Raw genomic sequence first — 23,340 nt, 5'->3', positions numbered from 1 at the left:
AAGCTGCTATAAAAATCGATAGTTATTCTTTCTCAGAATTGCTCTGTCTCGCTATCCTGCCAGTTTTCAAATCGGAAAAGACCGAGTTATGGACTGGCAAGGATGGTTTTCCCTGGGGTTGGCGCTCACCGCCCTGTTATTGATGAGTTCAGGCCGTTTTGCGCCGCATCTGGTGATGATGGCGGTGCTGGTGGTGCTCAGTGCCGGTGGCATTATCTCTGCCGAACAGGCTCTGGCCGGGTTCAGTAACAGCGGTCTGATCACCGTGGTGGCCATGTTTGTGGTGGCCGCCGGTATTCATCATTCCGGCGGTGTGGATCTGCTGGTCAACCACCTGCTTCGCAATCCGAAATCCGTCCGCTCCGCGCAGGCGCGCATTGCCCTGCCGGTTTCCCTGCTGAGTGGCTTCCTCAACAATACACCGGTGGTTGCCACCATGATTCCCGCCGTCCATGCCTGGTCCCGGAAGATCGGTATTTCACCCTCCAAGTTGATGATTCCGCTGAGTTACTCAGCGATTCTGGGCGGCACACTGACACTGATTGGCACCAGCACCAATCTGGTTGTTAATGGTCAGTATCAGCAACTGACCGGTGAGGCCGGGTTCTCGATCTTTTCCATTACGGCGGTTGGTTTACCGGTGGCCATTATCGGTCTGGCGGTCATGCTTCTGGTCATGCCGCGGGTGCTGCCAGACCGTAAGGATCAGCAGAAGTTTGGCTCCATGAGGGAGTTCACGCTGGAAGTGGCGGTGTCCTTTGAAGGTCCGCTGGTGGGCCGGACCGTGGGTGAAGCCGGCTTACGGGAACTGGAGCGATTGTATCTGGTGGAAATCGAGCGGGATGGCAGTGTGGTCACTGCCGTCCCCTCGGAAGAACGGCTGCGTGGCGGTGATCGGCTGGTGTTTGCGGGCGATACCCAGGCGATCTCAGACCTGTTGCGCATCAATGGCATCGTGCCGTCGGTGCACGACGATGAGCCCAGTCTCAGTCAGGATCGTGCCGAGCGGCGGTTGGTGGAAGCCGCTTTGTCTCCGCAATCGGATGTGCTGGGCCTGACCATCCGGGACGCAAGGTTCCGGGACCGTTACGGCGCCGTGGTGCTGGCGGTGGCCCGGGGCGGCGAGCGTGTGTCAGGCAACCTCGGCAACATTCGCCTGAAACCCGGCGATGTCCTGCTGCTGGAAGCGCGTCCGGCCTTCGTCAGCCGTCAGCGCTACAACAAGGATTTTCTGCTCATCAACGACCTGGAAACGGAAACGCCCCGACATGACCGGGCCTGGCTTTCCTGGGGTATCCTGCTTGTGTTGGTGAGCCTGGCGGCCTGCGGGGTGATGAGTATGCTCAACGCCGCCTTACTGGGAGCCGCTCTGATGATCCTGTCCGGCTGCTGCTCGGTGGGGCAGGCTCAGAAATCGGTGGATGTGCCGGTCATCCTCACCATCGCAGCGTCCTTTGCGCTGGGAGCGGCATTGGAGGAAACCGGAGCAGCGGCGTTTATGGCCGAGGGTATTCTGGCTTTCAGTGCAGGCCAGGTGCTGCTAACACTGTTTCTCGTATACTGCGCTGTGTCGTTTCTGACCGAGGTCATCACGAACAATGCCGCAGCTGTACTGGTGATTCCGGTTGTGCTGTCGATGACCGGGAGCATGGGGGTGCCTGCAGAACCCTTTGTTATTGCAGTGATGATGGCAGCCTCCGCCAGCTTCGCCACGCCATTGGGGTATCAGACCAATATGATGGTGTTTGGTCCTGGTGGCTACCGGTTTTCCGATTTCGTGAAAGTGGGGTTGCCCATGAATGTGCTGGTGGGGTTGGTAACGGTCGCGGTGATTGCGGTGGTTTACGGGTTGTGATCCGCGTTGGCAAGAATATCGCAGCAGATTACCCGGAGTTTGCCGTCCTGCCGGAAGGCCAGTGACAGGGTCACGCACATGTAGGCGCCAGTGACGCACAGATAGGGAGTGGTCACATGAATGTTCTCTGGCTGGGCCAGCGCCTGGCGGAGATACTGCTGGCGAAACCAGTCTGCACTGCTGGTGTTTTCCAGTGGTCGGAATCTTGGGTCCTGCTTTTTAACGGCGGACTCGGAAACCAGAGTGTCTTCCAGCTGAACGCCCTGATCGTCCACCAGATAGCAGCGGGAAACCGTGTGGTGGCTGAGCAGCTCAAAGCAGGCCTGATCCATGGACAGACCCTTCTGCAGGCGCTCGATCACCCGCCGGAAAGGCCCGCTGAAATGGTTGACGACCAGTTGGGTTGGATCGTGGCTAATCTGCTTGCTGCTTTTGTACTCTTCGAGCAAATCCTCGAAATTCATTGTGCTCTGGGGCAGTTCGTCCAGTTCCAGGCAGGGTCGGCGAAAGTAGAAGCCCTGTACAAAGTCGACACCGGCATCAATGGCAATCATGGCCTGATCCCGGGTTTCCACTCCTTCCAGCAACACCAGGCAGCCAGATTGATGCAGCAGGGATACCATGCCGTTCAGTATCTGCCTGGCGCGGCGATCTTCGGTTGCCCGGGTCAGCAGGGTACGGTCCAGCTTGACGATGTCCGGTGACAGATTCCAGATGCGCTCGAAATTGGAGTGCCCGGCACCAAAATCGTCAATGGCGGTCAGGCAGCCCAGTTTGCGGTAGTAGGCAACGGTATCCCGTAGTCGTTCAGCATCGTCGGTTGGCTGTTCAACGATTTCCATCACGATTCGATGTGGCGGCAGCCCGGTTTTCTCAAGCAATTGTCCAAAAAAGGAATCGGATTGAGAGCCAGAGGTGACCACCCTCGGGGAGACGTTCAGGAACAGCCAGTTGACCTGATCCTTGATCTCGCTGTAGTTGCGAATGTGCAGGTACCGGCAGAGTCTGTCCAGCAACAGATTTTCGGCTTCGGATGCGGGCAGCTCGAACAGGTGCAAAGGCAGAACAGCTGAATTGTCGTTATCGAAGGCCCGGATCAGGGCTTCATAACCGACGGTACGTTTGTGGGAAATGCTGTAAATCGGCTGAAGGGCGGTGCGCAGTTTGAGCCCGCGAAAATCCGCTGTCCACACCTGACCCTGCTGATTAAGCATGGGGGAAAGCAGGTCTACTTCCGGCGCGGGTAGCGAATCGGGAAGATTGTGGGACATAGGCAGGTCTGTACCCTTCAACGAATACATTGGCGCAGTACTGAAGTACACGCCAATCTGTTAGCCACTGTGCCTGTGTCCCTGGCACGGACGCCTGAAATTCAGGCGTTACCTCATCAATTCGTCGAAGGTTGCCAAAAAACAAGAACCATTACCACTACTTAATGCATAAAAGACGAAACAGTTTGTATCTTTCAGGCATTAAAACGGTGGTAAAGAAAACCCGGCAGTAGCCGGGTCTGTATCAAATCAGTTGTTGCTGGGTACTACCACAGACTCGTCAAATTCAAGTTCCATGTCGTTTCCTCTCGGTCACTGAGGCCCCGGACGGGGCGGATTAAAAGTATGGTTAAAGTTTATCGCTGTCATAATTTTCAACAATCCGTAAAACCGCATACGACCAAAGTGGTTGCTGTCAAGTGTTTGCGGATCGTGGATGCTATGGTCAGAAAATCTGATGCAGGCCAGCAAAACATTTTGATTTTGGTCAGCTCTCTGTCCTTCTAGACTATGCTGATCTTATCTGGAGGACGTGGAAAAGCCGTTTGGGTCCACATCAGCAACGGAGGCGATTGTTTTTATGCAGGCAAAGAATTCAGAAGACGCATATGGGTGGGTGGCAATCCTGCTGCATTGGCTGGTGGCCGTCACCATTATCGGCCTGTTTGCCCTGGGCTTCTGGATGGTCGATCTCTCTTATTATGATCCCTGGTACCGACAGGGGCCGGACATCCACCGCAGCGTGGGTATTCTCCTGTTCATGGCGATGGTGCTCAGACTGGTCTGGCGGCTGTTAAGCCCGCCGCCCAGGCCTTTGCCCAATCACCAGCGCTGGGAGGTGGTTTCTGCTCACCTGGCGCATGTGGCGCTGTATCTGTTGATCTTTGTCGCCATGATCAGTGGCTATCTGATTTCAACGGCTGACGGCTCTGCGATCCATGTGTTCGGCTGGTTTCAGGTGCCATCGGTGACAGGCCAGGTGAAAGGCCTCGAAGATACGGCGGGAGCCATCCATTACTGGAGCACCTGGGCGATTGTCGTCCTGGCCGGCGTTCATGCGCTGGGGGCGTTGAAGCATCACTTGATCGACCGGGACAGTACGCTTCGCAGAATGCTTGGGTTGGCCTGACAGTTCCGGGACAGCTAACTCTCTTAACTCAACGCAAAACAGACTCAAAAGGAGTGATTAATGAAGAAGATTCTTCTGGCTTCAGCCATTTCAGCCGCGATGGTTGCCTCTGTGCAGGCAAACGAGCACAGCGGTACTTACGCCTTCGATACCCAGGGCACGCACCAGTTCGTAACCTTCAAGATTTCCCATCTGGGCTACAGCTGGCTGTACGGTCGATTCAACGATTTTGATGGTGAGTTCACCTACGATGCGGACAATCCCGAAAACAGCTCTGTATCAGTAACGATCGATACCTCCAGCGTTGACAGCAACCATGCCGAGCGCGACAAGCATTTGCGCAGCGAAGACTTCCTGTACGTGAGTGAGTTCCCGGAAGCGACGTTCAAGAGCAAGCGCGTAGTGGTTGACGAGGCCGGTGAGGCGGACATCATTGGTGATCTGACTCTGCGTGGCGTTACCCGGGAAATCACCCTGGATGCTGAGCTGGTTGGCCACGGTGAAGACCCCTGGGGAGGCTATCGCATGGGTTTTGAGGCTGAAACCGAGTTGCGCCTGAAGGATTTCGGCATTCCCATGGATCTTGGCAAAGCCTCCGAAACCGTGGAAATCGAAATCTCGGTAGAAGGCATTCGCCAGTAATCGGATCCTTCCGGCGATGACGCGGCGGTCCGGTTAAACCCGGAACCGCCCTGTCTGTTGTTCCAGCTCCCTGACATAGCTCTCCAGCGATTTGGCAATGCCATCGATGGCTTTGGACCGATCGGCACTGGCCGCAGCCAGATCATTGATATCAGTAATGCTCCGGTTAATTTCATCTACCACCTGAGTCTGCTCTTCGGTGGCGGACGCCACACTGGTGTTGACGTCGGTGATACTGGAGATCGCTTCCAGAATGGCCTGGAGTTCCTGTTCCGCTTCCGTTGCCAGCCGTTCGGTTTCGGTGGCCTCCTTGCTGCCGGTCTCCATCACGCTCACGACGTCCGAAACACCGGTCTGCAGTGCGGTTATCATGGTCTGAATATCTTCTGTCGACTGGCCGGTGCGTTGCGCCAGAGTACGGACTTCATCCGCCACCACGGCGAACCCACGGCCTTGCTCACCGGCCCGGGCAGCCTCAATGGCGGCGTTCAGAGCCAGCAGGTTGGTCTGCTCGGCAATGCCGCGAATGACATCCAGCACCGAAGTAATGTTGTCGGAATCCGCAGAAAGTTTGCGGATAACCTCAACCGCTTTGGAAATCTGGGCGGCCAGGCGGTGCACCTGTTTCGACGAGTTGCGGATGATCTGGGCGCTGTTGTTCCCCTTGGTTTCCGCTTCGCGAGTGATCTCTGCGGCGCGGGAGGCGTTCCCGGCTACTTCTTCAATCGCACTCTGCATTTCGTTGATAGCGGTGGCCACCATGGAAATGGAGTCGGTCTGGCGGGTCACACCATCGTTGTTGTCCCGGGCGGCAGTGGCCAGCTCGGTGGCACCCGCACCGAGATCGCGACTCAGATTCTGAATGGACCCGATCATGCCCTGCAGGTTTTCCAGTACCTGGTTGAAACTTCTGGCCAATTTGCCGAGATCATCCTCGACCGTTACCGGAACCCGCTGAGTCAGGTCGCCTTCGCCCTGGGCAATGTTGTCGAGCTGATCCCGGAGGGCGCTGATCGAAGAGATGATCAGTTTCATGAATACAAAGAACAACGCAATGGCGATAATGATGGCAATCACGGTGATCGCAAGAACGGTGGCCGAACTGGAAGTGCCTTCGGCGGAGGCTTCAGCGGAACGTTGTTGAGCCTGCTCGTCAGCGTGAGCACCGGCGTTGTCGTAATAATCCCGGAGTTGGTCAAACAATGGGGCTGTTTCTGTGGCAGCGAGACTCCGGGCTTGTTCCGGATTGCCGTTTGAGGCCAGCTCCATCACCCTCCGAGCGGATTGTTCCCAGCGATCAAATGCCCCTTCGAATCCGTCGCTGACATCCGAAATGCCCGTTCCTGCAAGGCGTTGAGAGCTTTCCAGGAAGCGCTGCCTGGCTTGCTCGGTGTTTTCATTGGAATCCTCCAGAGCTCCGGAGGTGTCTTCATTGTTGAAGGCCTGGTCCAGCAGTGTCATTTGGGCCACCAGTGCCTGATAGAGATCGCGGTCACCATTGAGGATCTGGCTGACCGAAGGCAGGTAGGTGGCGGCTATGTCGTCGGTATCGGAAACCAGATTACGTGCCGTCAGAACGCTGAAGACACCGACGATGACCAAGGCAAGCGCCGTGATGGCAAAAGGAAGTGCGATTTTGGTGCGTAATCCGAGTTTCTTCAGAGCGGTCATCTAACCCCCCAGGCTTCGACGTTAATGTCTTATCCAAAGCGTAGCAGGGGGGGCAGATTTGTCACATTTGAGATGCCAGGCCCTTGATATGGGTCAGGATTTGCCGACGGTTTCGGCGGATGACGGTTCGTCAGTCTGTTCACAGGCACGGCAAAGATGCCGTTGACGGAGGAACTGGGCGGCGAAAATAACGGCCCATATCAGTACCCCCGCCCAGATATAGGGCTCGGGAACCTGGAAGGTACCACTGATGGCAAACTCCACCAGGAGCATCAGGGCAACGGCCAGAACCGCATTGACCATGGCCGTAACCATGGCTTGCCCGCAGGCTTTGAGATTGGGTTTCATAGGTTTCCGCTTGTTCAGAGAGTAAACGGCGTTCTAATCACTGTGGCGAGAATACGGCTCACCTTACAGAGTCTCCATGCGGGAATTCCGCTATTGGAAATTGGTGTATCGGGGCTGGCGTCCATATAATGTGCGCCACAACATTGATAGGCATCCAAGGCAAAGAGGCGTCCATGCCAGAGTTTCAGACAACGGATGAAGGTTTCGAGCGGGTATCACTCCGGGACTACACCGAGAAGGCGTACCTGGACTATTCCATGTATGTCATTCTGGACCGGGCTCTGCCCAACGTAGGGGACGGGCTCAAGCCCGTACAGCGGCGGATTGTATACGCCATGTCGGAGCTGGGGCTGAAGTCCACCTCCAAGTACAAGAAATCGGCTCGTACCGTGGGTGATGTGCTTGGTAAGTTCCACCCGCACGGCGACAGTGCCTGTTACGAGGCCATGGTGCTCATGGCCCAGCCGTTTTCTTACCGCTACCCGCTGGTAGACGGGCAGGGTAACTGGGGGTCTCCGGATGATCCCAAATCCTTTGCCGCCATGCGATATACCGAATCGCGGCTGGCACCCTTTGCGGAAGTGCTGCTCAGTGAGCTCGGGCAGGGAACCGTGGATTGGGTGCCAAACTTTGATGGCACCATGGAAGAACCCTCGGTGCTTCCGGCCCGGCTTCCGCACGTGCTGCTCAACGGTACCACGGGTATTGCCGTTGGTATGGCGACGGATATTCCACCCCATAATGTTCGGGAAGTCACAGCCGCCTGTATTCGTTTGCTGGATCAGCCCGATGCGTCCGTGGATGAGTTGTGCGAACACATCAAAGGACCGGACTTCCCGACCAGGGCTGAAATCATCACTCCCCGCAAAGACTTGCGCCAGATGTACGAGACCGGGCGGGGTTCGCTGCGGATGCGCGCACGCTGGATTCGCGAGAATGGCGAAGTGGTGATCACTGATTTGCCCCACCAGGTCTCCGGAAACCGGGTGCTGGAGCAGATTGCCCAGCAGATGCAGACCAAGAAGCTGCCCATGGTAGCAGACCTGCGCGATGAATCGGATCATGAAAATCCGACCCGTCTGGTGATTGTGCCCCGCTCCAATCGGGTTGATCTGGACGGGCTGATGGCTCACTTGTTTGCCAGTACCGATCTGGAGAAGACCTATCGGGTCAACATCAACGTGATTGGCAACGATGGCCGGCCAGGCGTAAAAGGCTTGTACACCATTCTGACCGAGTGGCTGGCATTCCGGAAAACAACGGTAACACGCCGTTTGCAGCATCGCCTGGACAAGGTGCTGGCCCGGCTGCATCTTCTGGAAGGCTTGTTGATTGCCTACCTCAATATTGATGAGGTAATCGAGATTATCCGCACCGAAGACAAGCCCAAGGCCGAACTGATGGCGCGCTTTGGTTTGTCGGCGGAGCAGGCCGAGGCCATTCTGGAGCTGAAATTGCGGCACCTGGCCAAGCTCGAAGAAATGAAAATTCGCGGCGAACAGGATGAGCTCTCCGCCGAGCGCGATGAGCTGCAGGCCATTCTGGGCTCAGAAGATCGGCTTCGCGAACTGATCAAGACCGAACTCGAGCAGGATGCCGAGACCTTTGGTGATGACCGCCGTTCGCCGATTGTCGAGCGGGAGGAAGCCCGCGCCTTCAGCGAAACCGATCTGGTATCCAACGATCCGGTGACGGTGGTGCTGTCCGATAAGGGTTGGGTTCGCGCGGCCAAGGGTCACGACATTGACCCCGCTGGTCTCAGCTACAAGTCTGGCGACCGTTTTGCCCTGGCGGCGAAGGGGCGCAACAACCAGCAGGCGATTTTCCTGGATTCCACCGGCCGGGCCTATTCATTAATGGCCCACAGTCTGCCGTCTGCCAGGGGGCAGGGCGAGCCCCTGACCGGGCGGATCAATCCCCCCTCCGGAGCTACTTTCTCCGGTTTGTTGATGGGTAATCCCGAGCGTAAGACACTGCTGGTCACCGACGGTGGCTATGGTTTCGTCACGTCGCTGAACGACATGATCAGCAAGAATCGCGCGGGCAAGGCCGTGGTCAGCGTACCCAAAGGCGCCAGAATCATGCCACCGGTAATGATTCCGGAAACGGCATCGACCCTGTACCTGGCGGCCATATCCAATGAGGGCCGCATGCTGGTGTTCCCGCTCAGCGAGCTGCCGGAGCTGGCCAAGGGTAAAGGTAACAAGATCATCAGTATTCCCTCCGCCCGGGTGCAGAATCGCGAAGAATACGTGGTTGCTGTCGCCGTGTTTGGTGAAGAGGATCAGCTGGAAGTGAAAGCGGGCAAGCGCAAGCTCGGCCTGCGGTTTGGCGATCTTGAGCACTACCTGGGTGAGCGGGGCCGTCGTGGTCACAAGCTGCCACGGGGCCTGCAGCGTGTGGATGGTATTGATGTGATTCCTTCGGCTGCGCGGGCCGAGGAAGAAGCCCAGAGCGGGGAGAATACAGACAGTGAGTGAGCTGGTGCTGGTAAACGTATCGGGCCGGGACAAACCCGGCCTGACCTCGGAAATCACTGGAATCATGGGGCGTTACGATGTCCGAATTCTGGATATAGGCCAGGCGGTCATTCATGACCATCTGACCTGGGGCATTCTGATCGAGATCCCGGATGAGTCAAAATCCTCTCCGGTAATCCGGGATTTGCTGTTCCGGCTGCACGCGCTGGATCTGCAGGTGCATTTTGCGCCGATTACCGAGCAGGAATATCAGGCCTGGGCTGAGGGCCGCAACCGGGCCTGTTACATCGTGACCCTGCTTTCCCGCGACATCAAGGCTGAGCAGATCGCCAGGGTGTCGGCGATTACGGCCCGCCATGGCCTGAACATTGACAATATTACCCGGCTGTCGGCAAGGCCGTCGCTGAACACCTCGGAAAACCGCATTGCCTGTGTCGAGTTCTCGGTACGGGGAACGCCCTCGGATCTTGAACAGCTTCGGGCCGATTTCCTGCACATTGCCGGCGAGATGAATGTGGATATCGCCTTCCAGGAAGATTCGATCTTCCGACGCAACCGCAGGCTGGTGGTGTTCGATATGGACTCCACGCTGATTGAAGCTGAGGTGATCGACGAGCTGGCCCATGAAGCGGGAGTCGGTGAGCAGGTCGCTGAGATCACCGAGCGTGCCATGCAGGGTGAGCTGGATTTCAGTCAGAGCTTTGCCGAGCGCCTGGCCCTGTTGAAGGGGCTGGACGAGTCGGTGCTTGAAGGGATCGCCAACCGACTGCGCATGACCGAAGGGGCCGAGCACCTGATTCGCAGTCTGAAGGCGCTGGGCTATCGGACCGCCATCCTGTCTGGCGGCTTCACCTATTTTGCTCGTCATCTTCAGAGTAAGCTGAGTATTGACTATATCTACGCCAACGAGCTGGAGATTATCGACGGCAAAGTAACCGGTGAGGTGAAAGGTCAGATTGTAGATGGTAAGCGAAAGGCGGAGTTGTTGCTGGAAATAGCTGAGAAAGAGCACATTTCCCGGGAACAGGTGATTGCCGTTGGGGACGGCGCCAATGATCTGCCAATGCTCAGTCAGGCGGGCCTGGGAGTTGCTTTCCGGGCCAAGCCACTGGTCAAGGAGTCGGCACGCCACTCCATCTCCACCTTAGGGCTGGATGCCATCCTGTACCTGATCGGGTTCCGGGAAAGCGAGACCAATCAAACGCTTCAGAATACCCACCTCTGAAACCAAAAAAGGGCGAGAATGATCTCGCCCTTTTTTGGTTAAGCGGCCGTTGATCAGTTGTCGCCGAAGTCGTAGTTCATCTCCGGTACCGGCGCCTGCAGGTAGTAGCCCTGAATGTAGTTCACGCCTGCCTGCCAGAGCGTCGCAAGAACGCCGGCGTTTTCCACCAGCGGGATGATGGTCAGCTTGCCGGCATTCTGCAGGCTCTTGACCATTTCCTTGACCTGCTCTTTGGCCTCGTCACTCTTCTGGATTTCTTCCGTGAACGAACCATCAATCTTCACGTAATCCGCCTCAATGTGCTTGAGGGTGTTGAACGGATTGAGTGCGCAGCCGAACTGGGAAATGGATACCTTGCTGTGCAGTTCGTGCACCGCCTTGGTGAAGTCCTTGGCCTGCTTCATGTAGTTGTTGGCATCGCCTTCGCGGATCTGGAAGATCAGCGAATCTCCCGGCAAGCGGGCAGCTTTGAGGGCAACGCTGAGCCAGGGCGTGAAGGTCTTGTCCTGCAGCGTCTCGGCTGTGATGTTCAGGAACAGGCGAGTGTCGTGGCCCCTTGAGCGGTGGCTCGATAGCTGCTTGATGGTTTGCAGGATAACCCAGCGGTCGATCTTGATGGCGGTATCGCTGGGTCCCATCGGCGGCAGGAAGTCATAGGGCGAGACTTCTTCGTTGTCTTTGTTGAGCATCCGGACAAAGGCCTCGTAATGCTCCTCACCCTCACCGCGCAGGTTGATGATGGGCTGGAACAGCAGCCGGAAACGGTTATCGTCCAGAGCCTTGAGAATGGCCTCTACCGAATTGGTTTCATCGAGGCTCTCGTATTCAGCCGGGTTATAGACCAGGATGCCGTTGCCACGCTCGTGGCCTTCCTGTTTTTTCACATCGGCCGAGGCAGTATGGGCCCGGCCCATGAGTTCTTCGGCCTTTGGTGAGTTTTCCGTGATCGCGGCGATACCGATGGACACGGTCAGCGGAACTGTCCGGCCGTTGATGTCGAACAAGTGGTCCTCGACCGCTTTGCGGATGCGCTCGCACAGACTTTCCATGCTGGCTTCATCACAGGGCAGACACATGACGCAGAAGGCATCGTCGCTCAGGCGGGCCAGGGTGACCTCGTCGCCGGCCTGTTCCCGAAGCAGGGTGGCGAGATCGCCCAACAACAGATCCGCGCCGGAGATGCCGACCTGGCTCTTCATGCTCAGGAAATTATCCAGGGCAATGTAGGCAAGGGCGCCGGTCTTGTTGTCCTTGCCAGCCGTGGCGATAGCCTGGGCCAGGGCATCCATCAGGTACTGACGGTTGTACAGGCCGGTCAGCAAATCCTGGCTGCTGATCTGTTTCAGCTTTTCCTCCAGCTCGGCATCGCTGTGTTCCGGTTGCAGAACGATCTGAGTGCAGGCCTCTCCGTCGTATGTGGCTGCGGACACCGACATGGTGACATTCAATTCGTGGTCGTCACTGCGGCGCGCGGTGCAGTTCAGAGTCATGCCATCTTTGCGCTCTTCGGCGAACGCTTTCATGAACTCCTTGTATTTCTCCTGGCTTTCCGGCGTAAGGGTATCGAGCACCGGAATACAAATCAGCTCGTCGATGTCGTCGTAGCCCAGGAATTCCATGTAGGACTGGTTGGCATAGATGTGCATGCCATCGTTGATGTAGGCAATGGCATCCTTGGAACTTTCCAGCAGCAACTGGCATCGCTGCTCGGCCTCACGCAGATGAGATTCCAGTACCCGGCGTTTGCGACGTTCCTCAAGAGCTGCCAGCTCCCGCTTGACCACCAGAACGAGCTGGTCGGTGTACTGAAAGGGCACGGCATCCTGGGCACCGGCACGGATGATGTTGACGGTACGCTCGCGGCTGTATTCCTCGGTCAGCAGAACGAAGGGGATGTCCTTGTCCATGCGCTTGACCATGGCCAGAGCATCGTCTGCCCCGAATTCCTGTTCCAGGTCGCGTGCCAACAGCAAGTCCCAGTTGGAGGTCTTGAGCGCTTCTTCCAGATCTTCTTCCGAGGTAATCCGGTGAGCGCGGGTAGCCTTGCCGGAGTTGCGGAGCAAGCTGACCATGGATTCCGCATCGTTTTGTGATGGGTCAAGAATCAGCAGGTGTACGGTCGTGTTTTTCTTCTGCATTCGTCAGACGTCTCGTGGTGCCGGATATTCACGGATGAATGATGCAGGGGTTGGCCAGCAATAACAACCCTGGCCATGCCGGCAGTTGACGGGCCGCACTATTTAAAGCGACGGCCACAGTGAGTCAAATTCGTCTTCCGTGGTGCCTGGCGTTGATGGGGGAGCACCACGACCGGCAGTTGGGGTGATGGGGTTCTGGAGTTTCAGCTCGAACTGGCTGATGCTGCCAGTGGCCGAGACTTTTTTCAGTAGCTGTCCCTGGTCTTCACGGCCATCTTGCAGCAGCGAGATCCGGCTGCCGGTCTGGAACGGCAGCCGCGGGGTAATCAGTGTCGCGGCCTGATTGACCACGCTGATTTCGGGCAGCAGCAGGCCCCTGAGGTACTCGCTGCTGTTGCCGACTTTCTGGATAAGTCGCACGGCACAGGGCGCGGCGCTCGGTGCCAGTAGCTCTATGCCCACCTGAGTGCCCTGGTTGCGGATCTGGCGCAGCCAGCGCACAACGGCAATGCTCCAGGGGTGCGAGCTCTGTTCTCGTACGCCCAGAATTTCACCGGCCTGGAGTGACGCCGGGACATTACTCTCCCAAGCTACGCAGTAGCCGCCGGGGCTGGTATTGACCAGTAGTGCATGGTGCGATCGCGGCCGGTTTTTGTCCTGGCTGCCGGAGGGCTGATGACTGCCACCACTGGTGCGGAAGTTGATCGGGGCATCGGCAGAATGCAGCCGGTCTTCGTTCGGGCCGGCATCGTGTGCGCCGGACCAGGCATCTGCCTTGCGATTGGCATTCCGGATAAACAGGTTATCGGATTCGAGATGACTGCTTTCGTTGCCATCCAGGAACTCCGAGAACGCTTTCTGGCCGGCTACGAAGTAGTGCGCAGCGGTGAGACCTACGCACACTTCCAGCGTGCCCTGGCTGGCGATGCGGTTAAAGTTGCGCTTGGCCAGAATGCCGAGTGCCTGGCTCAGGTGCGTAAGTAAGGTATCGCTCACCGTGGAGGGAATCTTGAGGGCTTCGCCTCCATGGCCGTCTTGGCGCCTGGCGTGCAGTGTCTCTGCCAGCAGGGTGGACAGATCGCGGGTGTCGAAGCTGAAGCTTTCATTGCCCGGTGTATTTTCGAGCAGGCTGCGGTAGACCGGCGGATTGTCTTTTTCCATATTGATGACGAACAGGCTGTCGGGGCCTAGGTTCGGGGCACACTGGCAGTGCTCGGTCCAGGATTCGAACAGATCATACACCTGTGTCAATTCGGCCTGACGCAGTTGGTTAGGCCGCGCACAGCCGAGCAGAAGAATACGTTTGTAGCTGTCGACAACCGTACTGGCTCTTCGGTGCGTGAGGGTGTCGTCATCCACCTCCATGTTGGCCAGTTTGTTCCGGTGCGCAAAACGGAACATGCGATGGCATTCCAGCCAGCTGCTGGCCGGGCTCGGACAATACAGTTGATGGGACCGAAGTATGGTGGCGGCCAGCTCCGACATTGCCCTATGGATTGCCGTGGCAATTTGGCGCCGGTGTTTGTCTACTCCGCCATTGTCTACGTATTCAAGCAGACAAAGCTTGTATCCGGCGGCCAGGTGCAGCTGAAGTGCCTGGGTCAGATTGGCAATCTTTCGCTGCTTTTCAGGCAGCGCGATGGCGAGCCCGAGGAAGTGTCGCGATAGCTCATTACAGACAAAATGAATCTTGTCCCGCACGATTTCCAGAAATTGCAGGCGCTGGAGCGGCGACAGGAACAGATGGTTCAGCTCAATGATCGCGTGATATAGCTGACGAGATGCCTCACCGGTATTGGCCATCGGCAACTGATCCGCCCAGGCGCGAAAGGCCTTGGGGCTGGTGTCGCAAAACGACAGGCTGGCTGTTTTCTGTTCAGGAACCTTGAGCTCTGGTTTCAGGATCTTACCATCCATGTTCTCACGCCAATGTCGGGACCGCGGTAGTTGTAACTCAGCGAAAACGCCGAAAATACAGGTCGTTATTGTTTATGGATCTTGCACTTTAAGATAGCAAAGCAACGACAAAAAGCGAGAAAATCACGAGTTGACAATCTTTGACAAGTGAAAATAGGCCATCTTTTGCGACAGGTCTCACGAGCCCAGGTCCAGCGGGGTCTTGCTGGCGCGGCCGGGAAGCTCCCGAACCAGCTTTGGAACCAGGAAGCCGGGCAGATTTTCCAGCATTTCGTTAACTATCCGGATGGCGTCGGTGTCACTCACGGAGAAGTGCCGGGCACCGGAGACGGGATCAAAGGCGTGCAGGTAATAGGGCATAACCCCCGCTTCGAACAGCGTCTCGCTCAAGGCTGAGAGTGTGGCGCTGCTATTGTTGACACCTCTGAGGATTACGCTCTGGTTCAGCAGGGTAACCCCGGCCTCGCTCAGACGTCGGAATGCCTGGCGGGTGGCCTGGTCGATTTCTGCCGGGTGATTCACGTGCACCACCAGGACCTTTTGCAGTCGGGTTCGGGACAGCCAGTCAATCAGGCTGTCGCATACCCGCTGTGGTATCACCACGGGCAGGCGGGAATGAATGCGCAACCGGCGAAGATGGGGGATGTCACCAAGCAGTTCGGCCCATTGCGAGAGCAGGCGGTCGTTCACTGCCAGTGGGTCGCCACCACTGAAAATCACTTCGTTGATTTCCGGGCTGGCGGACAGGCTGTCGATGACCTGGCGTCGGTCTTCCGGCCCAAGACGGTGATCGCCGTAGGGAAAATGCCGACGAAAACAGTAGCGGCAATTGATAGCGCATTGTCCCGTGATCATGAGCAAGGCACGGCTGGTGTATTTGCGAATCAGGCCGGTTGTCTGGATGGCCGACGCCTCTTCCAGCGGGTCCGATACGAAATCCGGATGAATCTCCGCCTCCTGGGCGACAGGAAGTACTTGCTGCAGCAAGGGGTCATCCGGGTTGCCTTGCTCAATCCGTGCCAGGTAGGGCTCGGGCACCCGGATCGGAAACAGTCTGTGGCCGCAGGCGGCGCCTCTGAACCAGTCCTCCGGAGCGAGCCCCAGACGTTCCAGCAGTTGTTCCGGCGTCGTGACCGATTGGCTTAGTATCTGTTGCCAGTCCGGTGTGTTGCCTGGTTCAACCCGGACATCGGGTGGATGGCTGGCATCGCGGGCTTCTATACGGGCGGGGGTTCGCTGTATCATAGCGACCTTTGAAATTTTAACGACAGTCTGTCAGGTGGACATTTCATGGCTTCATATTCTACCAACGAATTTCGCAGCGGTCTCAAGGTTTTGCTGGATGGCGACCCTTGTATCATGCTCGAGAATGAATTCGTCAAGCCGGGCAAGGGCCAGGCATTCAACCGGGTCAAGCTGCGCAACCTCATGACCAACCGGGTTTGGGAGCGTACCTTCAAATCCGGAGAGTCTCTGGAAGCGGCCGACGTTGTCGAGCAGGATATGGAATACCTGTATACCGATGGCGAGTTCTGGCACTTCATGCTGACTGATGGCTCCTTCGAGCAGTACGCGGCTGATGCCAAGGCGGTTGGCGATACCGTCAAGTGGCTGAAAGAGCAGGACGTTTACACCGTGACTTTGTACAACGGCGCGCCGCTGACCGTGACCCCGCCGAACTTTGTCGAGCTGGAAGTGGTTGATACCGATCCGGGCATGAAAGGCGATACGGCTCAGGGCGGCTCCAAGCCCGCGACCCTGTCTACCGGTGCCGTTGTGAACGTGCCCCTGTTCATCACTATTGGTGAAGTGCTGAAGGTTGATACCCGCTCCGGTGAATACGTCAACCGTGTCAAAAGCAGCTGATCACCGATCATGACTGATGGCCCTGTCTGGCAGCCTGCTGCTACCCGGGCCGCTCTGGAAAGCCGCGCACAGCTTCTGGCCCACGTGCGCGGCTTTTTTTCTGAGCGGCAGGTGCTGGAAGTAGAAACACCGGTGCTGGGACGCCACGGTGTGACTGACGTCAATCTCGACGGCATTCCCGCTGTGGTTGACGCCGGCGGCGTTCAGGGGGGCTGGTTGCAGACCTCCCCTGAGTATCACATGAAGCGGCTTCTGGCCGCAGGTTCAGGATCAATATTCCAGGTTGCCCGGGTGTTTCGTAACGGTGAACGAGGCAAACGTCACAATCCGGAATTCTCCATGCTGGAGTGGTACCGCGTTGGCTTTGACGATCAACAGCTGATGCGGGAAGTAGCGGATCTGGTCTGTGGCTGGCTGGAGTGCTCGCCTCCGGTAACCCTCAGCTACCGTGAGGCGATGCAGTCCATTGCGGGTATCGACCCGATGACCATCACCGACCGGGACCTTGAACGCTACTGTGAACAGTGGCTGGAGCCGGAACAGCTGGCCGGCCTCGGCCGGGATGGCTGCCTGGATCTGGTGATGAGTTTCGTGGTGGAACCGGAATTGGGCCGAGAGCAACCGGTTTTCATTAACCGCTACCCCGCCTCTCAGGCAGCTCTGGCGCGCATCTCTGAGCATCAGGGCTTTAGAGTGGCGCACCGGTTTGAGCTCTACATCAATGGTCTCGAGCTGTGTAACGGTTACTGGGAGTTGACGGATCCGGCCGATCAGCGAGCCCGTTTTGCCGCGGATAACCGGCTCCGGCGTGCCAGTGGCAAGCCGGAGATGGCGCTGGACGAGCCTTTTCTGGCGGCGCTGGAGACAGGCCTGCCGGAATGCGCCGGTGTGGCCATGGGACTCGACCGGCTGTTGATGCTCAAGCTGGGCAGTCGCAATATTCAGGACGTGATTGCGTTTCCGATTGAGCGGGCCTGAGCCCTGCTATTTGACGTTCAGTTTGCCGAAGGCTTCACCCAGCTGTACCGTTTTCTCGGCCACCTGGTTCGGTTGCCATTTAACTGCACCCTTGGGCATCACCAGCACGACGGTTGAGCCCAGGCGGAAACGGCCCATTTCCTGACCTTTTTCAAACGTAACGGCATCGTCTCCGTGGTACTGCCATTGCATAACTTTGCCGGAATTGGGCGCTACCACGCCGGCCCAGGTGGTTTCCACGCTGCCCACAATCATCGCGCCGACCAATACCATAGCCATGGGGCCCGCCTCGGTGTCGAACAGGCAAGCCACCCGTTCGTTTCGGGCGAACAGGTTCGGCACATTTTCGGCGGTTACCGGATTGACTGAGAACAGCTTCCCGGGTACGTAGACCATTTCTTTCAGGGTGCCAGCCATGGGCATGTGAATACGGTGGTAATCCTTGGGCGACAGGTAAATAGTGGCGAACTCGCCTTCCCGGAAGGGCTCGGCCCGTTCGTCATCGCCGCCGAGCAGTTCAGTGAGACTGAATGACTGTCCCTTGGCCTGGAATACACGGTCTGTGCTGATCTGGCCAATCTGGCTGATGGCGCCGTCCACTGGGCTGGTGAGGGTTTCCGGTGCGGGGTCTATGGTGCGAGCGCCCGGCTTGAGTGCACGGGTAAAAAACGCGTTGAACGTGGGGTAGGCGGTAAAGTCTGGCTCAGCGGCCTCGCTCATGTTCACGCCATAGCGGCCGATAAACCATTTGATCACACGGTTTTTCAGGGCTGGAGTGCTCTCGCTGTCGGCCAGACGGCCTGCCAGGCGGGAAACCGCCAGCTGGGGTGTGACGTATTGGCTAAGAACAAACAGTTTATCAAGCATTCCGGGAGACTCTTGCGATCATAAAGCGCGGTAGTCTACCAAACCCGGCGCAGTGTATAGAAATTGTTTCACAGCTTCGCTGTTACGGTTGATGCTTGCTATTATCAGATCACATTTTGGGTGTTCCCGGCTGAGCCAGCTTCGGGTAGTAACCGGCCCCGGCCGTTAACCAGACAAAAGGCGTGCATAGTCACCATGTTATTGATCATTGGAGCTGTGGTCGTTGTTGCGTGCGTTCTTGGTGGGTACGTTCTGCACGGCGGCAATCTGGCGGTTTTGTGGCAGCCGACAGAAATCCTGATTATCGGCGGAGCGGCCGTTGGTTCATTTATCATCGCCAACCCGTTACACACGGTAAAAGAGGTGTTTCAGGCGTGTATCCGGTTGCTGACCGGGTCTCCTTTCAATAAATCCTATTACATGGATTTGTTAAGTCTGCTCTATGAGGTGTTCGACAAGTCCCGCAAGCAGGGCGTCATGGCCATTGAGGAGGACATCGATAATCCGGAGTCGAGCCAGATCTTCAGTCGTTATCCGGCGATTATGAAATCCAAACACCTGTTGGATTTCATCACCGATTACCTGCGTATCATCAGCTCCGGCAATATGGCGCCGCATGAGCTGGAAGGCATGATGGAAAACGAAATCGAAAATCGACAGCACGAGCTTGAAGAGCCTGCTCATGCGGTCAACAAGATTGCTGATGCTCTGCCAGGGCTGGGTATTGTCGCCGCCGTGCTGGGGATCGTTATCACCATGGGGTTCCTCACGGAAGGGCCGGAGAAAATCGGCTTGAGCGTTGCGGCAGCACTTGTTGGTACCTTTCTCGGCATCTGGATGGGGTATGGTTTTGTCGGGCCAACCTCGATTGCGCTTGAGCATGCCGCCAAATATGAGCTGAAAGCCTACGAGTGTGTTAAATCGGCCATTGTCGCGACGGTGTCAGGACAGGCTCCCCAAATGGCAATCGAATTTGGGCGCAAGGCACTCCCTACTGAAAAGCGACCGGGATTTCAGGAGCTCAATGACCACGTTCGCTCAAAGTAACAAAAAGCCTGGTTAGCCTCGGAGAGTATCTTGGAAGAACAGCCGATCATCATCAAACGCAAGAAAAAGGTTGTCGGCGGGCATCACGGCGGCTCCTGGAAAGTTGCGTTTGCCGATTTTGCGACCGCGATGATGGCGTTTTTTCTGGTGCTCTGGCTGACCGCGACGGCAACCCCAGAGCAGAAGCTGGCGGTAGAAGGTTACTTTAAGGACCCTGTGGGCTTTACTGACGGCGGCTCACCGAATCCGGTAGACCTTGAGGGCAGTGCTTCTGTCATTGAAGAGGCTACCCAGGATCAGGAAGCCAGTACCATCCAGATAGAAGATGAGGTCGTAGATGAGCTTGCAGATACGCTGGAGCAACGCAGAATGAGGCAGTTGTTCCAGGAGTTTCAGGAACGCATAGAGAACAGCGATACGCTTCAAGAATTCAAAGACCAGCTTTTACTAGACATTACGGATGAGGGACTGAGAATCCAGATTGTGGACAGGTCAGGACGTCCGATGTTCGACAGTGGCCGGGATGAATTGAAGTACTACTCCCAGGACATTCTCTTTGAGCTGGCGAAGAAGCTCGGCTCGGTCGATAACAAAATCAGTATTACCGGCCATACCGACGCCACACCGTTCAGTGGCCGGCCGGGTTACACCAACTGGGAGTTGTCGGCAGATCGCGCCAACACCGCGCGGCGAGCACTGGTTGCCGGTGGCGTCCGGCTGGAGCAGATTGCCCGGGTGGTGGGGCTAAGTGATTCGGTGCTGTTCGACAAGGACAATCCCACGGCTCCGGTGAACCGACGCATTTCCATTATTGTCCTGAATAAAAAGACCGCCGACAGTATTGAGACCGGGGCCGGACGTTCCGATAAGCCGCTGATTGATCTCACGCGTCCAACGGAGGAACAGGAGCAGCAGGCCCGGGAGCAGTTAGAAGACGGAGAGTGGTTCCAGCCAAAAGAAGAACCCGCTCCCGGCGAGCTCAATTGGTAGCTTTGATCCGGGGCTCAGGTCAGTTTGAGCCCTCGTGCCTGCTGATCGGTCATATCCTGAAGGATTCGATGAAAGCTCTTCAGGCGTTCCGGGGAGATATCTCCGGCCTCGGCGGCGGCATCCAGGGCGCAGCCTGGGTCGCCCATATGCCGGCAGTTGCGGAATTTGCAGAGCCCGATCAGCGGCCGGATTTCCCGAAAGCCGTATTCCACTTCCTGCGGCGTCATGTGCCAGAGACCGAACTCCCGGATACCCGGAGAATCGATCAGATCGCCCCCCCCGGGCAGGTGGAACAGTTTTGCCGTGGTGGTGGTATGCACGCCTTTGCCGGTACTCTCGGAGACCGCGCCCACCCGTAGCAGTTCATCCGGTAACAGTGTCTGAATGATGGAAGACTTGCCCACGCCGGACTGACCCACAAAGACACTGGTCTGATTCCGCACCAGAGCTTCTACTTCCGGGGCTGGCGTGCCGGCGGTTTCTGCGGCTGAAGTGCGCGCCACCTCATAGCCCAGCGCCTGATATCTGGCCAGCAGGGCTTCGATCTGATCCCGGTTGTCGTCGTTAATCAGATCTGTCTTGTTCAGCAGGATTACCGCCGGAATGTCAGAGCTTTCAGACGCCACCAGATAACGATCGATCAGGTTGTCGTGGGGCTCGGGCTCGGGGGCAATTACCAGAATGATATGGTCGATATTGGCGGCCACCGGTTTTAGCGCGCCAAAGTTGTCCGGGCGCTGCAGCAGGTTTTCCCGTTCACAGCGGGCAACAATCACGCCGGTTTTGCTTTTGCCCGGGCGCCAGACCACCCGGTCTCCGGTCACCAGGCTGTCAATGTTGGCTCTGACGAAACAGCGGAACACCTGCCCGGATTCCGGGCCTTCAAGCGCCTCGATATCCAGTTGCTGGCCGTAGTGAGCAATCACCAGTCCATTCTGCTCAGGACCAAGCTCACCGGCGGCGGCTTGTTCTTCCACCGCTTTTTCCTTGCGTGCAGCTCTCACCGTCCGTTCTTTCTGGATCTTTTCGATGCGCCATTGCTGGCGTTTGTTCAATCGTCGTTTTGCCATCTGCGTTCAATCGGTTAACCGGCGTTTGGGTATCACATCATACGTGAATCGTGGACAATACACAGAACTTCATCCACCCGACAAAACGGCATAGGTAACAGCGAGATGAGTAACGGCGACCGCCTGATCTGGATTGACCTGGAAATGACCGGTCTGGATCCCGAGCAAGAACGCATTATCGAGATGGCCAGCATCATCACCGACTCCCAGCTGAATATCGTGGCAGAGGGGCCGGTGATTGCCATTCATCAACCCGACAGCCTGCTGGAGCAGATGGATGAATGGTGTACCCGCACCCATGGTGCCAGTGGTCTGACCCAACGGGTCAAAGAGAGTACCATCAGCGAGGCAGAGGCCGAGCAGCAAACCCTCGAGTTTCTGGGCAAACATCTGGAGCCAGGACAATCCCCGCTCTGTGGCAACAGTATTGGTCAGGATCGGCGGTTTCTGGTGAAATACATGCCCAAACTGGAAGCCTTCTTCCACTACCGCAATCTCGATGTCTCAACGGTAAAGGAGCTGGCCCGCCGCTGGCGCCCGGACGTGCTGGAAGGAGTCAAGAAACAGGGCAGTCATCTGGCTCTGGACGATATCCGTGACTCCATCAATGAACTGCGTCACTACCGGGATCATTTCTTCAAGCTATAGTCCGTGCTGTTTCAAGGCCCAGGCCACGTGCTCGCGGACCAGTTCCGACGGGTGGTCGGCCCGGGCTTTGAGTGCCTCCACCACCGGAATGGTGCTGGGGGCGTTGCCCAGTCCCACCGCCAGATTCCTGAGCCAGTTTTCATAGCCGGTGCGCCGTATTGCTGACCCTTCCGTGCGCTTCAGAAACTCCTGCTCGGTCCACAGGAACAGCCCCGCCAGGGATGAATTGTCCAGACCATGCCTCGGTTTGAAGTCTTCCTCGTCGGTGGGCTTGTTGAACTTGTTCCAGGGGCAGACCAACTGACAATCGTCGCAGCCGAATACCCGGTTGCCCATTTGTGAACGCAGCTCCTCCGGGATCGGTCCTTTCAGTTCAATAGTGAGATAGCTGATGCAGCGCCGGGCATCCAGTAGGTGAGGGCCTACAAAGGCGTCGGTCGGGCATACGTCCAGGCAGGCAGCGCAAGAGCCGCAGTGTTGGCTGTCGAACGGTGCATCCAGGGGCAGAGGGGCATTGGTGAAGATTTCACCCAGAAAAAAGAACGAACCGGCTTTGGGGTGAATCAGCATGTTGTTTTTGCCAATCCAACCCAGTCCGGCCCGTTGCGCCAGTCCGCGCTCAAGTACCGGCGCGCTGTCGACAAATGCCCGGTAGTCATAGCCGTTGACAGCCTCGTCAATCCATTTTGCCAGCGTGGCCAGGCGTTTGCGCATCAGTTTGTGGTAGTCGCGCCCCAGGGCGTAGCGAGTAACGTAGGCCCGTTCCCGGTCAGTAAGCACTTGTTTCGGGTTGTCAGGTGCTGGCAGGTAATCCAGTCGGACGGAAATGACCCGGGTGGTCCCGGGTACCAGGGAGTCGGGTGTGTAACGTTTGTCGCCATGGTCGGCCATGTAGGCCATCTGGCCGTGGTAACCTGCTGCCAGCCAGCGCTGCAGGCGTTCAGCGTGAGGCCCCGTCTCCGCCTGGGTAATCCCGGCATCGGAAAAGCCCAGCTCCCGTGCCCAACGGCGGATCTGTGCAGGCAGGTCCGCGAGCTCTGTATGGAGCGTTTCTGAAGCTGGGTGTTCTGGAGTAACGGCCATAGTGGACTGCTGGCAGGTGCGGCCCTGCGAAGATTTAATTTGATTAAGTTATGACCTTTTTTCCTGTTTTGCTATGCTTTACAGGTATCTGGCCAATTTTCTTAAACCGGTTTCT

General features: G+C 57.1%; 19 protein-coding genes. 10 read left to right on the top strand and 9 right to left on the bottom strand.

What is annotated here, in order from left to right:
* Window positions 1-88 precede the first annotated feature (88 nt).
* Window positions 89-1,855, top strand: coding sequence for an SLC13 family permease (locus Q669_RS04845; protein WP_022991423.1), 1,767 nt, complete (start codon window positions 89-91; stop codon window positions 1,853-1,855).
* Here Q669_RS04845 and Q669_RS04840 read toward each other — a convergent pair.
* Window positions 1,843-3,126, bottom strand: coding sequence for an EAL domain-containing protein (locus Q669_RS04840; RefSeq protein WP_036148862.1), 1,284 nt, complete (start codon window positions 3,124-3,126; stop codon window positions 1,843-1,845). The genes Q669_RS04845 and Q669_RS04840 overlap by 13 nt on opposite strands.
* 580 nt (window positions 3,127-3,706) lie before the next feature.
* Here Q669_RS04840 and Q669_RS04835 point away from each other — a divergent pair.
* Together Q669_RS04835 and Q669_RS04830 are read left to right on the top strand one after the other, a co-directional pair.
* A complete protein-coding gene (locus tag Q669_RS04835; RefSeq protein WP_011786236.1) occupies window positions 3,707-4,255 on the top strand; it encodes a cytochrome b in 549 nt (182 codons plus the stop codon).
* Window positions 4,256-4,315: 60 nt separating this feature from the next.
* The gene (locus Q669_RS04830) at window positions 4,316-4,897 is read left to right on the top strand and encodes a YceI family protein (protein ID WP_011786235.1); all 582 of its coding nucleotides are present in this window, start codon (window positions 4,316-4,318) and stop codon (window positions 4,895-4,897) included.
* A 33-nt stretch (window positions 4,898-4,930) separates the two neighbouring features.
* Here Q669_RS04830 and Q669_RS04825 read toward each other — a convergent pair whose 3' ends face one another.
* The gene (locus Q669_RS04825) at window positions 4,931-6,568 is read right to left on the bottom strand and encodes a methyl-accepting chemotaxis protein (RefSeq protein ID WP_022991421.1); all 1,638 of its coding nucleotides are present in this window, start codon (window positions 6,566-6,568) and stop codon (window positions 4,931-4,933) included.
* Window positions 6,569-6,661: 93 nt separating this feature from the next.
* Window positions 6,662-6,916 carry a hypothetical protein gene (locus Q669_RS04820; protein ID WP_011786233.1) on the bottom strand — a complete coding sequence of 85 codons (255 nt, stop codon included), beginning with the start codon at window positions 6,914-6,916 and terminating at the stop codon, window positions 6,662-6,664.
* A gap of 173 nt (window positions 6,917-7,089) precedes the next feature.
* On the opposite strand from Q669_RS04820, the gene parC reads away from it, so the two are divergent.
* Entirely contained in the window at window positions 7,090-9,396 is a 2,307-nt protein-coding gene (parC, locus tag Q669_RS04815; protein WP_011786232.1) for a DNA topoisomerase IV subunit A, read from the top strand.
* Window positions 9,389-10,621 (top strand): phosphoserine phosphatase SerB, encoded by a 1,233-nt coding sequence (gene serB / locus Q669_RS04810; protein WP_022991420.1) that lies wholly within the window; start codon window positions 9,389-9,391, stop codon window positions 10,619-10,621. The genes parC and serB overlap by 8 nt, the downstream gene beginning before the upstream one ends.
* A gap of 53 nt (window positions 10,622-10,674) precedes the next feature.
* Here serB and Q669_RS04805 read toward each other — a convergent pair whose 3' ends face one another.
* The 3 genes from Q669_RS04805 to epmB form a co-directional block, all read right to left on the bottom strand.
* On the bottom strand, window positions 10,675-12,759 hold the full coding sequence (locus tag Q669_RS04805; protein WP_022991419.1) for an EAL domain-containing protein: 2,085 nt from the start codon (window positions 12,757-12,759) through the stop codon (window positions 10,675-10,677).
* Between the two features lie 102 nt (window positions 12,760-12,861).
* Window positions 12,862-14,676, bottom strand: coding sequence for a hypothetical protein (locus Q669_RS04800; protein WP_022991418.1), 1,815 nt, complete (start codon window positions 14,674-14,676; stop codon window positions 12,862-12,864).
* 177 nt (window positions 14,677-14,853) lie between these two features.
* Window positions 14,854-15,921, bottom strand: coding sequence for an EF-P beta-lysylation protein EpmB (epmB, locus tag Q669_RS04795; protein WP_022991417.1), 1,068 nt, complete (start codon window positions 15,919-15,921; stop codon window positions 14,854-14,856).
* Between the two features lie 45 nt (window positions 15,922-15,966).
* Here epmB and efp point away from each other — a divergent pair, with 45 nt between their 5' ends.
* Together efp and epmA are read left to right on the top strand one after the other, a co-directional pair.
* Window positions 15,967-16,542 (top strand): elongation factor P, encoded by a 576-nt coding sequence (gene efp / locus Q669_RS04790; protein WP_011786227.1) that lies wholly within the window; start codon window positions 15,967-15,969, stop codon window positions 16,540-16,542.
* A 9-nt stretch (window positions 16,543-16,551) separates the two neighbouring features.
* Complete coding sequence (gene epmA / locus Q669_RS04785) at window positions 16,552-17,520, top strand: EF-P lysine aminoacylase EpmA (protein WP_022991416.1); 969 nt, start codon at window positions 16,552-16,554, stop codon at window positions 17,518-17,520.
* Between the two features lie 6 nt (window positions 17,521-17,526).
* On the opposite strand, the gene asd is transcribed toward epmA, so the two are convergent.
* Entirely contained in the window at window positions 17,527-18,387 is an 861-nt protein-coding gene (gene asd, locus Q669_RS04780) for an archaetidylserine decarboxylase (RefSeq protein WP_022991415.1), read from the bottom strand.
* A gap of 195 nt (window positions 18,388-18,582) precedes the next feature.
* Here asd and motA point away from each other — a divergent pair, with 195 nt between their 5' ends.
* Together motA and motB are read left to right on the top strand one after the other, a co-directional pair.
* Complete coding sequence (motA, locus tag Q669_RS04775; RefSeq protein ID WP_011786224.1) at window positions 18,583-19,434, top strand: flagellar motor stator protein MotA; 852 nt, start codon at window positions 18,583-18,585, stop codon at window positions 19,432-19,434.
* A gap of 30 nt (window positions 19,435-19,464) precedes the next feature.
* On the top strand, window positions 19,465-20,424 hold the full coding sequence (motB, locus tag Q669_RS04770) for a flagellar motor protein MotB (RefSeq protein WP_011786223.1): 960 nt from the start codon (window positions 19,465-19,467) through the stop codon (window positions 20,422-20,424).
* A 14-nt stretch (window positions 20,425-20,438) separates the two neighbouring features.
* On the opposite strand, the gene rsgA is transcribed toward motB, so the two are convergent.
* Complete coding sequence (rsgA, locus tag Q669_RS04765; protein ID WP_011786222.1) at window positions 20,439-21,494, bottom strand: small ribosomal subunit biogenesis GTPase RsgA; 1,056 nt, start codon at window positions 21,492-21,494, stop codon at window positions 20,439-20,441.
* Between the two features lie 105 nt (window positions 21,495-21,599).
* Here rsgA and orn point away from each other — a divergent pair, with 105 nt between their 5' ends.
* Window positions 21,600-22,142 (top strand): oligoribonuclease, encoded by a 543-nt coding sequence (gene orn / locus Q669_RS04760; protein WP_011786221.1) that lies wholly within the window; start codon window positions 21,600-21,602, stop codon window positions 22,140-22,142.
* Here orn and queG read toward each other — a convergent pair.
* Complete coding sequence (gene queG, locus Q669_RS04755; RefSeq protein WP_011786220.1) at window positions 22,137-23,225, bottom strand: tRNA epoxyqueuosine(34) reductase QueG; 1,089 nt, start codon at window positions 23,223-23,225, stop codon at window positions 22,137-22,139. The genes orn and queG overlap by 6 nt on opposite strands.
* Between the last annotated feature and the right edge of the window lie 115 nt (window positions 23,226-23,340).

Source organism: Marinobacter sp. C1S70, from assembly GCF_000475355.1.
Taxonomy (GTDB): domain Bacteria; phylum Pseudomonadota; class Gammaproteobacteria; order Pseudomonadales; family Oleiphilaceae; genus Marinobacter; species Marinobacter nauticus.
The sequence above is the reverse complement of the archived record's forward strand: the minus strand, read 5'-3'. Positions and strand labels throughout refer to the sequence as shown.